This window comes from Azonexus sp. MM2026_4 (assembly GCF_055901855.1).
The window spans coordinates 2,851,593-2,865,688 of record NZ_CM148380.1 but is presented as its reverse complement, the minus strand read 5'-3'; the positions used below and the strand labels follow the sequence as shown (position 1 = coordinate 2,865,688).

At 66.7% G+C, this 14,096-nt stretch carries 13 protein-coding genes; 4 read left to right on the top strand and 9 right to left on the bottom strand.

The features are described 5' to 3' along the window. Nucleotides 1–28 precede the first annotated feature (28 nt). Entirely contained in the window at nt 29–511 is a 483-nt protein-coding gene (aroQ, locus tag AC0KWY_RS13540) for a type II 3-dehydroquinate dehydratase (protein WP_474026024.1), read from the bottom strand. Nucleotides 512–550: 39 nt separating this feature from the next. After that, nucleotides 551–1,141 carry a hypothetical protein gene (locus tag AC0KWY_RS13535; RefSeq protein WP_474026023.1) on the bottom strand — a complete coding sequence of 197 codons (591 nt, stop codon included), beginning with the start codon at nt 1,139–1,141 and terminating at the stop codon, nt 551–553. 50 nt (nt 1,142–1,191) lie between these two features. Here AC0KWY_RS13535 and mpl point away from each other — a divergent pair, with 50 nt between their 5' ends. Together mpl and AC0KWY_RS13525 are read left to right on the top strand one after the other, a co-directional pair. Beyond that, nucleotides 1,192–2,538, top strand: coding sequence for a UDP-N-acetylmuramate:L-alanyl-gamma-D-glutamyl-meso-diaminopimelate ligase (gene mpl / locus AC0KWY_RS13530; protein WP_474026022.1), 1,347 nt, complete (start codon nt 1,192–1,194; stop codon nt 2,536–2,538). Next, nucleotides 2,535–3,122: an SCO family protein gene (locus AC0KWY_RS13525; protein WP_474026021.1), complete on the top strand. Its 588-nt coding sequence runs from the start codon at nt 2,535–2,537 to the stop codon at nt 3,120–3,122. Before mpl ends, AC0KWY_RS13525 begins: the two co-directional genes overlap by 4 nt. Before the next feature lie 60 nt (nt 3,123–3,182). On the opposite strand, the gene AC0KWY_RS13520 is transcribed toward AC0KWY_RS13525, so the two are convergent. The 7 genes from AC0KWY_RS13520 to AC0KWY_RS13490 all read right to left on the bottom strand — a co-directional run bounded on the left by AC0KWY_RS13520 (nt 3,183) and on the right by AC0KWY_RS13490 (nt 9,678). Then, complete coding sequence (locus AC0KWY_RS13520) at nt 3,183–5,459, bottom strand: NADP-dependent malic enzyme (RefSeq protein ID WP_474026020.1); 2,277 nt, start codon at nt 5,457–5,459, stop codon at nt 3,183–3,185. A gap of 129 nt (nt 5,460–5,588) precedes the next feature. After that, nucleotides 5,589–6,383 (bottom strand): energy-coupling factor ABC transporter ATP-binding protein, encoded by a 795-nt coding sequence (locus AC0KWY_RS13515; protein WP_474026019.1) that lies wholly within the window; start codon nt 6,381–6,383, stop codon nt 5,589–5,591. After that, nucleotides 6,376–6,930: a hypothetical protein gene (locus AC0KWY_RS13510; RefSeq protein WP_474026018.1), complete on the bottom strand. Its 555-nt coding sequence runs from the start codon at nt 6,928–6,930 to the stop codon at nt 6,376–6,378. Before AC0KWY_RS13510 ends, AC0KWY_RS13515 begins: the two co-directional genes overlap by 8 nt. Further along, on the bottom strand, nt 6,927–7,571 hold the full coding sequence (locus AC0KWY_RS13505; RefSeq protein WP_474026017.1) for an energy-coupling factor ABC transporter permease: 645 nt from the start codon (nt 7,569–7,571) through the stop codon (nt 6,927–6,929). Before AC0KWY_RS13505 ends, AC0KWY_RS13510 begins: the two co-directional genes overlap by 4 nt. A 9-nt stretch (nt 7,572–7,580) precedes the next feature. Further along, nucleotides 7,581–8,567, bottom strand: coding sequence for a hypothetical protein (locus tag AC0KWY_RS13500; protein ID WP_474026016.1), 987 nt, complete (start codon nt 8,565–8,567; stop codon nt 7,581–7,583). After that, nucleotides 8,564–8,989 (bottom strand): hypothetical protein, encoded by a 426-nt coding sequence (locus tag AC0KWY_RS13495; protein WP_474026015.1) that lies wholly within the window; start codon nt 8,987–8,989, stop codon nt 8,564–8,566. The genes AC0KWY_RS13500 and AC0KWY_RS13495 overlap by 4 nt, the downstream gene beginning before the upstream one ends. Further along, complete coding sequence (locus tag AC0KWY_RS13490) at nt 8,986–9,678, bottom strand: DUF4198 domain-containing protein (RefSeq protein WP_474026014.1); 693 nt, start codon at nt 9,676–9,678, stop codon at nt 8,986–8,988. Before AC0KWY_RS13490 ends, AC0KWY_RS13495 begins: the two co-directional genes overlap by 4 nt. Before the next feature lie 286 nt (nt 9,679–9,964). Between AC0KWY_RS13490 and AC0KWY_RS13485 the strand changes: the two genes are divergently transcribed. Further along, entirely contained in the window at nt 9,965–11,230 is a 1,266-nt protein-coding gene (locus AC0KWY_RS13485; protein ID WP_474026013.1) for a nitrate- and nitrite sensing domain-containing protein, read from the top strand. A 338-nt stretch (nt 11,231–11,568) separates the two neighbouring features. Then, nucleotides 11,569–14,088 (top strand): nitrite reductase large subunit NirB, encoded by a 2,520-nt coding sequence (nirB, locus tag AC0KWY_RS13480; protein ID WP_474026012.1) that lies wholly within the window; start codon nt 11,569–11,571, stop codon nt 14,086–14,088. Nucleotides 14,089–14,096: the final 8 nt, after the last annotated feature.

Below are 14,096 nucleotides of genomic sequence, written 5' to 3'. Positions count from 1 at the left end.
GCGCATGATCACGACAGTTGTCGTTAGATTACTGATCCAGATTGATTCTGTTGAGGAGGAATTCGAGGGCGAAGCGGTAGCCCTCGTGACCCAGTCCGCAGATGACGCCGATGGCCAGGTCGGAGAAATACGAATGGTGCCGGAAGCTTTCCCGGGCATGCACGTTGGACAGGTGCACTTCGACGAAGGGAATGGCAACGGCGGCCAGTGCGTCGCGCAAGGCGACGCTGGTGTGCGTGTAGGCGGCGGGGTTGATGATGATGGCGCGCACGCCCTGCTCGCGGGCGGCGTGGATGCGTTCGATCAGCGCACCTTCGTGGTTGCTCTGGAACGCTTCGAGTTCGACCCCGACACTGTCCGCCAGGCGAGCCAGCGCCAGGTTGATGTCGGCCAGCGTCATGCGGCCGTAGTGTTCGGGTTCGCGCGTCCCAAGCAGGTTCAGATTCGGGCCATGAACGACCAGGATACGGGCCTTTTCCGCCGGCTTGGAAGCAGTTTTTCGCTTCGTCATGGCGGCAAGTTTGCCGCAAATCGCCGCAACTTGTCCAGTCTATTCCTTAAGTAAGAGGCGTAGTTCGGCAGCCCGCATGCGCTCGCGCGGCCTGCCGTCGCGGTGTTTCAGGCTGACCCGCTCGAGGTGGGGCGGGAGGACGATCAGGTTGGCGTCGACGGTGTCGGTTTCCACCTGCAGCACGGCTTCGACCTTGTCGTTGCGGGGCTGGGCGTGGCTGACGTCGATGCCGCGGTTGAGCAGGAAGATTTCCACTTCCTTGGCGCTGTCGGCGAACAGCAGGATGTCGATGTGCGAGTGCTCGCCGGCCGTGCCGTCGAGCACCGAACCGGTCAGCCAGGGATTGAAGAGGCTCAATTGTTCCATCAGTTCGAGCGCCGACAGACGCATCGCCGCCAGCATTTCCTCGTGCATCTCGCCCTGGTAGAGCTCGCGGTAGGCGCGCAGTTCGGCTTCGACCTCGGCGTTGTCGGGAAAGGCAACGTTGTCCGGCAGACCGAGCTGGCGGGCTGCTTTCTTCTTGGCGTGGTGATAGTCGCTGATGCCGTCCTCGGCCATCAGCCGGGCAGCGGCGGCAGCGATGGTGGAGCGGACGCTGGAACCGCTTCGCAGCCTTTCGTGGCGGGGCATGGTGTCTCGCTCGGGGTAGAATCGGGTCCATTCTAACCACAGTCAGCGCCATGCACATTCACATTCTCGGCATCTGCGGCACCTTCATGGGCGGCATCGCCCAGCTTGCCGTCGCCTCCGGGCACCGTGTCACCGGATGCGATGCCAACGTCTATCCGCCGATGAGCGACCAGTTGCGCCAGGCCGGCATCGAACTGATCGAGGGTTTTGCCGGCGAACAACTGGCGCTGGCGCCCGACGTCTTCGTCGTCGGCAACGCGATCTCGCGCGGCAATCCCCTGCTCGAAGCCATTCTCGACCGCGGTCTGCCCTACGTTTCCGGGCCGCAATGGTTGGCCGAAAACGTCCTGCAGGGGCGCTGGGTACTCGGTGTCGCCGGTACCCACGGCAAGACGACGACCAGCGCGATGCTGGCCTGGATCCTGGAGGACGCGGGCCTCGCGCCGGGTTTCCTGATCGGCGGCGTGCCGCTCGACTTCGGCGTCTCGGCGCGGCTTGGCGAAACCCCCTTCTTCGTCATCGAGGCCGACGAATACGACACCGCCTTCTGCGACAAGCGTTCCAAGTTCATTCACTATCGGCCGCGGACGGCGATCCTCAACAACCTTGAGTTCGATCATGCGGACATCTTCGCCGATCTGGCGGCGATCGAAACGCAGTTCCACCATCTGGTGCGGACCATGCCGGCTTCCGGGCTGATCGTCGCCAACGCCGGCGAAGCCAGTCTCGAACGCGTCCTGCAACGCGGATGCTGGACGCCGGTTGAGCGTTTCAATGCGCCCGCCGGCTATCGGACGACCGGCGACGACGCCGATGGCAGCCTGATCCTGCACGACGCGAACGGTGAGATCGGTCGCTGCCAGTGGCAACTGACCGGCGAGCACAACCGCGCCAACGCCTGCGCCGCGCTGCTGGCGGCGCGCCATGTCGGCGTGCCCTTCGCCAAGGGGCTGGAAGCGCTGGCGCGCTTCGCCAACGTCAAGCGGCGCATGGAAGTGCGCGGCGTGGTCAATGGCGTCACCGTTTACGACGATTTCGCGCATCACCCGACGGCGCTGGCGACAACGCTCGCCGGCCTGCGGCGCAAGGTCGGCGCGGACCGCATCCTGGCCGTCTTCGAGCCGCGTTCGAATACCATGAAGCTGGGCACGATGAAGGCACTGTTGCCGGACAGCCTGCGCGATGCCGACCTCGCCTTCTGCTACGCCGGCAACCTGGGCTGGGATGCGGCGGCGACGCTGGCGCCGATGGGCGAGCGCGCCGTCGTCAGCGAGGATCTGCCAGCGCTGGTGGCGGCCATCGTTGCTGCCGCCCGGCCGGGCGATCATCTGCTGGTGATGAGCAACGGCGGTTTTGGCGGCATCCACCAGAAATTGCTGGAAAGGCTGGTCCGATGAAGCGCCGCGCCTTCATCACTCTGGCCGGCGCGCTCGCCCTGGCGGGTTGTGGCAGCGAGGCGCCGGGTTTCAGGAACACCGACCTTTCGTCGGGCCAGCTGTTTCCCCGGGCGACCCTCTATGACGGTCAGGGTCACACCCGCAGTTTCGAGGAGTTCCGCGGCAAGGCGGTGATCGTTTTTTTCGGCTATACCAGTTGCCCGGACATCTGCCCAAGCGCACTGCGCAAGTTCGCCAGCCTGTTGCGCACGCTGCGCGACCGCGACGCGGCGCGGGTTCAGGTGGTCTTCATCTCGGTCGATCCAGAGCGCGATACGCCGGAGCGGACCGACACCTTCGTCAAGTGGTTCCATCCCGATTTTCTCGGGCTATCCGGAACGGCCGAGCAGATTGCCGAAGTTGCCACCCAGTTCAAGGTGGTTTATGGCAAGAAAGAGATCGGTGGCGGCATGGGTTACGTCATCGACCATACTGCCGCCGCCTACGTGCTCGATCCGGCCGGCCAGCTACGCCTGATGCTGGCCGAGACGGCGCCGCTGGAGCCGATCATCGCCGATCTGCAGAGCCTGCTGGCGACGCCATGAAAAAGGCCCCGCCGGTTGGCGGGGCCTTGTCGTGCAGCCGTTCGGCAGATGTGCCGGCGCTCAGCGTTCCATCGATTCGACGACGGCCAGCGCCGTCATGTTGACCAGGCGACGGACGGTGGCCGTCGAGGTCAGCACGTGCACCGGGCGGGCTGCGCCGAGCAGGATGGGGCCAATGGTGACGCCTTCGCCGCCGGTCATCTTCAACAGGTTGTAGGAGATGTTGGCGGCGTCGATGTTGGGCATCACCAGCAGGTTGGCTTCGCCCTTGAGCGGCGAATCCGGGTTGGCTTCCCGACGGATTCCCTCATTCAGCGCCGAATCGCCGTGCATTTCGCCGTCGACTTCGAGCTCGCCGGACGACATCGCCGAGATCAGGCTGGCGGCGACGCTCATCTTGCGCGCCGATTCCGAGCTGCCGGAACCGAAGTTGGAGTGCGAGAGCAGCGCGATCTTCGGCTGGCTGCCGAAGCGCTTGACCTGTTCCGCCGCCATCAGCGTCATTTCGGCGATTTCCTCGGCGTTCGGATTCTCGTTGACGTGGGTGTCGCAAATGAACAGCGAACGGCCCGGCAGCATCAGGTAGTTCATCGCCGCCAGGGTGTTCACGCCGCTGCGCTTGCCGATGATCTGGTTGATCACGCCGAGGTGATGGCTGTACTGGCCGGTCATGCCGCAGATCATGCCGTCGGCGTAGCCAAGCTTGAGCAGCATGGCGCCGATCACCGTCGGCTTGCGGCGCAGCGATTCCTTGGCGATCGCCGGCGTCACGCCGCGGCGGGCCATCAGCTTGTGATAGGCGGTCCAGCATTCGCGGTAGCGCTCGTCGGATTGCGGATTGACGATGTCGAAATCGACGCCGGGCTTGATCCGCAACTTGGCCTTGTCGAGGCGGTGTTCGATGATGTCGGGGCGACCGATGAGGATCGGACGGGCGAATTTTTCCTCGATCACGACCTGAACGGCGCGCAACACGCGCTCTTCTTCACCTTCCGCGAAGATGATGCGCTTGCCCTTGGCTTGCCGCGCGGCCTGGAAGATGGCGCGCATGCCGACGCCGGTGTGATAGACGAATTCCGACAGCTTGGCGCGATAGGCGTCCCAGTCGGTGATCGGCCGCGTGGCGACGCCGGAGTCGATGGCGGCCTGGGCGACGGCGGGGGCGATCTTGACGATCAGGCGCGGGTCGAAAGGCGTCGGGATCAGGTATTCGGGACCGAAGGTCAGGTCGCGGCCGGGATAGGCCATGGCCACTTCGTCGGTGGCTTCGGCTTCGGCCAGCTCGGCGATGGCGCGTACCGAAGCCAGCTTCATTTCCTCGGTGATGCGAGTGGCGCCGACGTCGAGGGCGCCGCGGAAGATGAACGGGAAGCAGAGGACGTTGTTGACCTGGTTCACGTAGTCGGAACGGCCGGTGGCGATGATCGCCTCCGGGCGGACTTCCTTGACCAGTTCCGGCATGATTTCCGGGGTCGGGTTGGCCAGTGCGAAGACCATCGGCTTCTCAGCCATGCTCTTGACCATGTCCTGGTTGACCACGCCGGCCGCCGACAGACCGAGGAAGATGTCGGCGCCGACCATCGCCTCGGCCAGAGTCCGCTTGTCGGTGTTCTGGGCGTAGCGGGCCTTGGTTTCGTCCATGCCGCCCGGACGGCCGACGTAGATGACGCCCTTCGAGTCGCAGATGGTGATGTTCTCGCGCTTGACGCCGAGATCGCACCACAGGTTCACACAGGAAATCGCGGCCGCACCGGCGCCGGAGACGACGACCTTGATCTCGTCGATCTTCTTGCCGACGACTTTCAGGCCGTTGAGCATGGCGGCGCCGGAAATGATCGCGGTGCCGTGCTGGTCGTCGTGGAAGACCGGGATGTTCATCCGCTCCTTGAGCTTCTGCTCGATGTAGAAGCACTCGGGGGCCTTGATGTCTTCCAGGTTGATGCCGCCGAGCGTTGGCTCCAGCGCGGCGATCATGTCGATCAGCTTGTCCGGGTCGTTCTCGGCCAGTTCGATGTCGAAGACGTCGATGCCGGCGAACTTCTTGAACAGGCAGCCCTTGCCTTCCATCACCGGCTTCGAGGCCAGAGGGCCGATGTTGCCGAGGCCGAGGACGGCGGTGCCGTTGGTGACGACGCCGACCAGATTGGCGCGCGAGGTGTACAGCGCGGCGGTCGATTCGTCTTCGACGATCGCGTCGCAGGCGGCGGCGACGCCCGGCGAGTAGGCCAGCGCCAGGTCGCGCTGGTTGGTCAGGCCCTTGGTCGGGCGGACGGAAATCTTGCCCGGGGTGGGCCAGCGGTGATATTCGAGTGCGGCTTCGCGCAAATCCTTTTCCACGGATAATCCTCGGCAAACGTGTTGGGGAAAACCCTGTAGGTTACTCCAAAGCTTCGTGACAGGGTGTGTAATTATGGATTATGGGGGAGCCCGCGGCTTTTGACTACTGGCCGGAAAATGGCACCCGGATCACGACGATTCCCAGTCATGCACGTGCAGATGGGCATGCGTTTCGCCGCCGTGGCGATGCCGGTGGCGGTGTGCCAGGCCGGCGGCCTGCAGCAGCGGCAGATCGCCCAGCGCGCGCTCGAGCGGGCCGTCGTAGAGCAGGCGGCCGTTGCCGTCGAGAATCAGCGCGCGTTCGCCGAGTTCGGCGGCGAGGCCGAGGTTGTGCGTGCTGATCAGCAGGGTCCGTCCGGAATCGAGCAGGGTGTCGATCAGCCAGCCGACCGTCGCCGGGTCGAGCGAGGCGCTCGGTTCGTCGAGGGCGAGGAATTCTGGGTCGAGGGCGAGCAGGCAGGCCAGCGCGACTTTCTGCTTCTGGCCGCCGGAAAGGGTGAACGGCGCCGCATCGAGCAGCGTTTGCAGGCCGAGTTCGGCCGCCCAGCGCTCGACGCGGGCGGCGCTGTCGGCGAGGCCGAGCTGCTGCGGGCCGTAGGCGATTTCCTCGCGCACCGTCGGGTTGAACAGCATCGCTTCAGGGTGCTGGAAGAGCAGCACGTTGGCCTGCCGGAAGACGCGCACGAAATCGCGCTGGCGCAGCAGCGTCGGGCTGAGTGCCTGGCCCTGCCAGGCGATGCTGCCGGCGCTCGGGGTCAGCAGGCCGTTGGCGAGGCGCAGCAGCGTCGACTTGCCGGCGCCGTTGGCGCCGAGCAACACCACCTTCTCGCCGGCGGCGATGCGAAAGCTCAGGTCGGCGAAAACCGGCCGGCCATCCGGCCAGGCGTAGGCGACACCGGAAAATTCAAGCAGCGCGTCAGGCATCGAAAGCTCCCCGGGAACGCATGGCCTGCGCCGCCTGTTCGGCGTCGTGCAGGGATTTGTCGAGCAAGCTGCCGGCCTGTGCGCCGGCGTGCCGGAGCATGGCGGCGGCGCCAGGCGGCGCCGGGTTGCGGCTGCGGAAGGCGAGCCGGAAGTCGTCGAGCAGCCGGCGATAGACGGCGATCTGGCCGAGCGCCAGGGTGGCGATCATCGACAGTACGGGCCAGCCGGCCAGCGCGTCGAGCAGGCGCACGCGGTCGACCAGCCAGAAGCCGAGAAAGACCAGCAGCAGCACGCGCAGGTTGATCAGCAACAAGGCGTCGCCGAGCGGCCGGCCCTGCCACCAGGCGAGGCCGGCGTAGGCCAGGCTGACGCTGGCGTTGACCAGCAGCAGCGCCAGCGCCGCCCGCTGCAGCAGCCGCCAGCGCGCCGCGCCGGCGGCGGCCAGGGCGCCGGCCAGGCCGGCGGCGAGTGTAGCGGGCTGGTGGATAAAGCTGATCGCCAGCACGGCGGCGACATAGGCGAGCAGCCAGGCGCGCGCCCGGTTCATGCGGCGACCCAGCCCTTGCGCTTGGCGTAGCGCCAGACGAGGACGGTCAGCGCCGCTTCGCCGATGCCGATCAGCAGGTGCGGCAGCAGCACGGCCGGCACGGTGACGGCGAAGCCGAGCGGGAAGAACAGCGGGCTGCCATCCTCGCGTTGGGCGATCAGCGGCTGGACGCCGAGCACCAGGGCGACCAGCAACGCCGACACCTGCAGCGAGACGAAGGCGGCCAGCGCCACCGCGACGCTGTCGCCGCAACCGGCGAGCAGGCGGCGCAGGCCGACGGCGACGGCGGCGCCGACCAAGCCGAGGGCCAGCGCATTGACGCCGAGCGCGGTGATACCGCCGGCGCCGAAGAGCAGCGCCTGCAGCAGCAGGACGCCGCTGTAGGCGAGAAAGGCCAGGCGAACGCCGAAGATCAAGGCCAGCGCGGCGACACCGATGGCGTGCCCGGAAGTTCCGCCGGGCAGCGGCAGCATGATCAGGCCCAGCGCGTAAGCCAGCGCGGTCAGCATCGCCAGCCGTGGCACCAAGGTTTCGTCCAGCCGCTGCGCCAGGCCGCGGCCGGCCCAGGCCCAGGCCACCGTCGCCACGCCCCAGGCCGGCAGGTAGGTCTGCGGTGACAGGAATCCGTCGGGAATATGCATCGATCAGCCTTAGAACATCAGCGAAGCGGAGAAGATCAGGCGGTATTTCTCCTTGCCTTCGGCGCCCTGCTGCGTGCTCGATTCGTTGAGGTCGGTCCACACCGGCTTCTTGATGCCGAGCGCGAAGCTGGCATTGTGCCAGTAGGCGCGGACGCCAGGCACCAGATAGACCATGCGGCCGCCGGTACCGTCTTCGCCGACGCCGTTGCTGCGGTCGCGGCCGATGCTCAGGTATTGCACTTCAAGCACCGGGTCGAGGCGGAAGGATTTTTCCGGCACGGTCAGCGCCCGCCAGGCGAGCGCCGCGTTGAGGCGGTTCTCGGCGCCGAACTGCACGCGTTCGCCGCTATCGTAGGTATAGGGCTGGAAGCGGAAGGTCAACGCCTCCAGGCTCAGGGTCAGCGTCTGGCTGAGCATCTTGCTGGCGGTGACGCCGAGCGTCCACGCCGGCTTGCCGAAACCGAGCGACTTGCCGGGGTCGATCGAACCGTCGCTCAGGCGGTGGTTGGGCGCGCCGGTCGGCAGCGTGGCGCCGGCAAAGACGCTGAAGTGCCAGTCCTCGAGGTCGTCAAGGCTCTCGCTGGCCGGGGTCAGGCGCCAGCCGTCCTGATCGTACTTGAAGCCAACCTGGCCCATCAGCGACATGTCGGCCCAGCCGCGCGAATCGAGACCGCCGGATTCCTCGACCTTGGTGTTGTGCGGCACGAAGGCGTAGGCGGACAACCACGGGGTGACGCCGTAGCCGAGGCCGAGCATGGTGAAGCGGGCGTAGTCGGCGTTCGGCGCCGCCCAGTTGTATTGCTTGAAGCGCGCCTGGTTGACCTTCAGGTAGGCGAGCACGCCGCCCTCCGGCAACAGCGAGGAGGCTGCCGATTCGATCGGCGCCCCCGGTCCCTGCAGGCCAACCGCGCCGACGCCGGCGACGCCGTGGTGGGCGAGCGCCGGTGGCGTTGCCGCCGCCAGGAAAGCGAGAGCGCAAAGCCAGGATCGTTTCATCGTTTTTTCCTCCCCAGATAGAGTTGCGCCAGGCCGAACAGGCCGAAAATCGTTCCCAGGCCGCCCAGCCAGAGCGCGGCGCGCGGCGTTTCGGCGGCGGGCGCCGTGGCTGCCGCCGGGTCGCCGGCCAGTGCCGTGAGCTTGCGGTCGACGCCATGGCCGTCGTCCGACCAGGCTTTCAGCCGCCACTCGCCGGCGCTGTCAGCGAGCAGCGCGATGCGGCCCCGGCCGTCCGTGCGGCCGACCTGGCCCGGCGTCTCGCTGCCGGCCGGGTAGAGTTCGTAGGCCTCGAAGGCGAAGGGCTGGCCGTCGGCGTAGTGCAAGGTGATCACCGTCGCGCTCGACCCGCTAACGTCGAGCCGGATTTCGTGGGCCGTTGCCGTCGCGGCGGCGAACAACGCGAGTAAGGGCAGCCACTTCATGGCGCGATCTCGAACTGCAGCGTCGCGCTGCGCAGCGAACGGTCGGCCTTGCCGTCGGTCAGCGGCGCCTCCTGCGTCGTCGTGATCAACTGGGTGCCGCCGTGGCGCAGGCGGATGGCGATTTTGCCGTCGCCGTCGCTTACGCCGCGGGTGTCGTCGCCGTAGGCCACCGGCACGCCGGCCACTGGCTTGCCGTCGTCGCTGACCAGAACAGTGAGCTTGTCGCCCGGCTGCAGTGGCAGCGGATCGCGCAGCGGGGTGATTTCCAGGCCGCGACCGAGCGGCTTGCCGGCGGCGGCAATCCACTGGCCGATGCGTTTCACCGATTCGGCCGAATGCCAGCTGCGCAGCACGCCGGCGATCCCGGTTTTCGGGATGTTCTTCGTTTCCCAGGCGGTCTTGGTCCAGTAGCCGGAAACGTAATCCGCCTGCAGCACCGCGCAGGGACCGGCAAACCGCACGGGAGCGTTGGGCGATGGCGTGGCCGGGCGGGGTTTGCCTGCGCCATCGAGGCACAGCGAGCTCGTCACCTTGCGGCCGTCGTAGTCGATGCTGTCGGCGCCGGCATGACCGGAATGGCGGTGGCCTTGCAGCAGCAGGTAATCGTTGCCTTCGGGCGCAAACCACAGGTCGTGGGCGTAGCTGGCCGAAGACGTCAGGCAGAGCAGCAGGAAGAGCGTGCGGCGCATGATGGGCTGGTTGTATGAAAGAAGTAAATATCTTCATACAAATTCCGTGCCCAGGCAATAAGTCATTGAACGTATTGCCTGCTGGCGCAACGCCAGGAGCGTCAGGGGGCTAAACTGGAATGTCGGCTTCCATCTGGATGGAAAGAAATCATCCGTTGTTTCCGCGGAAGCTTTTCAACGGGTATCGAGGACGATGCCGGATGTCCGGCACTGGTTTGCATCTTGCTTGACCACAGCGGCGGTACCCGATCGGGCGGTGCCGCGAACGATCACCCTGGAAAAAGCGATGAACAGTGTCCTGAGTTACCTGGCGGCCGCGCGGCGCAGCGAGGAAAGCGAACTGGAAAATCTGGCGCGCACCTGCGACCTGGTGCTGGCGGCGAGCGAACTGGTGCATCACCTGCAGCAGGAGCGCGGCAGTTCGAATCTCTTCCTCGCTTCGGCCGGTCGCCGCTTCGCCGAGTTGCGGGCGCAGCGCGTGGCCGCCAGCGATCAGGCGATGCTGCTGCTCGACGCCTGGCTGGAACGGCGCGAAAGCCAGCTCGGCATGAGCGGCGGCGCCCGCTTCTACACCCGGGTGGCGATCGCCCTGCAAGCGCTGGCCGGCCTGCCGGAAATCCGCCGCGGCGTCGCCGCGCTGACGCTGACGCCGGCCCAGGCGAGCGAGCAGTACAGTCAGTTGGTCGCCGCCCTGCTCGCCCTGGTGTTCGAAGCCGCCGACGTCGCCATCGATCCGGCCATATCGCGCCTGCTGATCGCCCTCTTCCACCTGATGCAGGGCAAGGAGTCGGCCGGCCGCGAACGCGCCACCGGCGCCGCTGCCTTCGCCGCCGGCCGGATCGGCGAAGCCGAGGTGCAGGCCATCGAGTACCTGATCGAGATGCAGGAAAATTCCTTCCGGCATTTCGTTGCCTTCTGCGACGAGTTGGGCGCCGAGTGGCGCGCGCTGCAGTCGCTGCTGCCGCTGTCCTCGCTCGAACGGCTGCGCCGCAAGCTGCTGTCCGGGCTTGGACGGCAGCTCGACAGCGCGCTGGCGGACGAGTGGTATACCTGCTGCTCGGCGCGGATGGACGAACTGCATCGGGTCGAGAACCATCTCGCCGGTCTGCTGCAGGGACTCTGCCGGCAGCGCATCGAGCAGTTGCAGCGCGATAGCGCCGACCAGCAGCAACGTTTGTCGGAACTTCGCGGATCGCTCCCGCTGCCGCCGCAGGCGGCGTTCGCTGCCGGCATCGGCGGGCCCGTCGCCGCTGCTGGCGACGGCATCGGTCCGCACCTGACCCAGGCGGTGGTCGACATGCTGCAGTCGCAGTCGCAGCGCCTGCAGACGCTGACCGACGAACTGGCGACGGTGCGCGCCAACCTCGAGGAGCGCAAGCTGATCGAACGGGCCAAGGGCATCCTGATGGCGACGCAGGGCCTCGACGAGGCGGCCGCCTACCGCTTGCTGCGCCAGAACGCGATGAACCAGAATCGGCGCCTGGCCGATGTTGCCGAAGCGCTGCTCGGCGTCGCCGGTTTGCTGCCGGGTCAGGTCGGGCTGGAGCGTTAGGTCGGCGTTTTCGGCACCAATTTGGCGGGCGACGCACAGGCCTGGTGCAGAAAATTCCCGGCGGCGCCCGTCCCCAAACCCGGAAACCCTTGCCGATCCGTGATGAAACGGTTCTGGCATGCAAGCTGCTAATCACTCCCTGCCCGCGTGCAATGTTGCATCGGGCAACAGCCTCCGCCAATGACGGTGGAATCCGGTAGCCGCAACCCCTGTTGCGCCTGCCGTCATTTCAGACCGACATAACCGCGTACCGCGGGGGCTTCCATGCTGGCGACGGGCTTCAGTGCCGTCGCCCGGGTATCACGAAGTCTCCGCCGAAGCGAGAGAGTGATACCGACATGAAGATCATCGTCATCGGCCACGGCATGGTTGGCCACAAGTTTCTCGAGGAACTGCATCAGCTTGGCCTGCCCGGCGCGGAAGTCACCGTGCTGGGCGAGGAAAGCCGCGCCGCCTACGACCGCGTCCACCTGTCCGAATTCTTCGCCGGCAAGACCGCCGAAGACCTGTCGCTGGTCGCCCCCGGTTTCTTCCCGACCAGCGGTTTCACGCTGCGTCTGGGCAGTCGGGCCGTCGCCATCGACCGCCGGACGCGCACGGTGAGCACGGCGGACGGCCAGACCCTCGCCTACGACAAGTTGGTGCTGGCCACCGGCTCCTATCCCTTCGTTCCGCTGCTCAAGGGCAACGACCGCCCCCACAGCTTCGTCTACCGGACGCTCGACGATCTCGAGGCGATGCGTGCCTCGGGCGTCGTCTCGCGCAGCGGCATCGTCGTCGGCGGCGGTCTGCTCGGGCTCGAATGCGCCAAGGCGCTGCGCGACCTCGGCCTGCAGACGCATGTCGTCGAATACGCGCCGCGTCTGATGGCGGCGCAGGTCGACGACGACGGCGGGCGCGTCCTCCGGGCCAAGATCGAGGCGCTCGGCGTCAAGGTCCATACCGAGCGTAATACGGTCGATATCCGCGACGGCGCGACGGCGCGCCATCGCATGGTGTTCAGCGACGGCAGCCATCTCGAGGCCGACATGATCGTCTTCTCGGCCGGCATCCGGCCGCGCGACGAACTGGCGCGCAATAACGCACTGGCGGTCGGCGCCCGCGGCGGCATCGCCATCGATGACCACTGCCGGACCAGCGATCACGACATCTACGCGATCGGCGAATGTGCCGCCTGGAAGGACCAGCTGTTCGGCCTGGTCGCGCCGGGTTACGACATGGCGCGCATTGCCGCCCGCCATCTGGCCGGCGATGCGAGCGCCGCCTTTGCCGGCGCCGACATGAGCACCAAGCTCAAGCTGATGGGCGTCAACGTCGCCAGCATCGGCGACGCGCACGGCCGCACGGCCGGCTGCCGCAGCTTCCGCTATGTCGACGAATGCAAGCAGATCTACAAGAAGATCGTCGTCAGCGCGGACGGCAAGCACCTGCTCGGCGCCGTGCTGGTCGGCAACGCCGACGAATACGGCACGCTGCTGCAGATGGCGCTGAACGGCATCGCCCTGCCGGCCGACTCGGAATTCCTCATCCTGCCGGCCGGCGACGGCAAGGCCAAGCCCGGCCTCGGCCCGGACGCCCTACCCGACAGCGCGCAGATCTGTTCCTGCAACAACGTCAGCAAGGGGCAGATTGCCGCCGCCGTTGCCGACGGAGCGACGACGATCGGCCAGATCAAGGCCTGCACCAAGGCCGGCGCCACCTGCGGCGGTTGCGTGCCGCTGGTGACGCAGATCATGAAGGCGGAAATGGCGCGCCGCGGCATGACGGTCAACAACCACCTGTGCGAGCACTTCCCCTATTCCCGCCAGGAACTGTTCCATTTGATCCGCGTCGGCAACATCCGCAGCTTCGCCGACTTGCTGGAAAAGCACGGCCAGGGCCTCGGCTGCGACATCTGCAAGCCGACGGCGGCGTCGATCTTCGCCTCGTGCTGGAACGACTTCGTGCTGCAGGGCGAACTCGCCAGTCTGCAGGACAGCAACGACTACTTCCTCGGCAACATCCAGAAGAACGGCACCTACTCCGTGGTACCGCGCATGCCGGGCGGCGAGGTGACGCCGGACGGGCTGATCGCGGTCGGCCAGGTGGCCAAGAAGTACGGCCTGTACACCAAGGTCACCGGCGGCCAGCGTGTCGACCTGTTCGGCGCCCGCGTCGAGCAGTTGCCGCTGATCTGGGAAGAGCTGATCGCCGCCGGCTTCGAATCCGGTCACGCCTACGGCAAGTCGCTGCGCACCGTGAAGTCCTGCGTCGGCAGCACCTGGTGCCGCTACGGCGTCGATGACTCGGTCGGCCTCGCCGTCGAACTGGAACACCGTTACAAGGGCTTGCGCGCGCCGCACAAGATCAAGTTCGGCGTCTCTGGCTGCACCCGCGAGTGCGCCGAAGCGCAGGGCAAGGACATCGGCGTGATCGCCACCGAACGCGGCTGGAACCTCTACGTTTGCGGCAACGGCGGCATGAAGCCGCGCCACGCCGAGCTGCTCGCCGCCGACCTCGACAAGGCGATGCTGATCCGCCTGATCGACCGCTTCCTGATGTTCTACGTGCGCACCGCCGACCGCCTGCAACGCACCAGCACCTGGCGCGAAAGCCTGGAAGGCGGGCTCGACTACCTGAAGTCGGTGCTGCTCGACGATACGCTCGGCCTCTGTGTCGAACTGGAAGGGCAGATGCAGTACGTGGTCGATACCTACCAGTGCGAGTGGAAGACGGCGGTCAGCGACCCCGATGTCCGCAAGCGTTTCCGTACCTTCATCAACGACGAACAGGCCGACGCCGGCATCGTTTTCGTCAGCGAACGCGGCCAGAAGCGGCCGGCGCGCGCCGACGAATGCGACAGCGTGTCGCTGGCCTGAACCTGCCC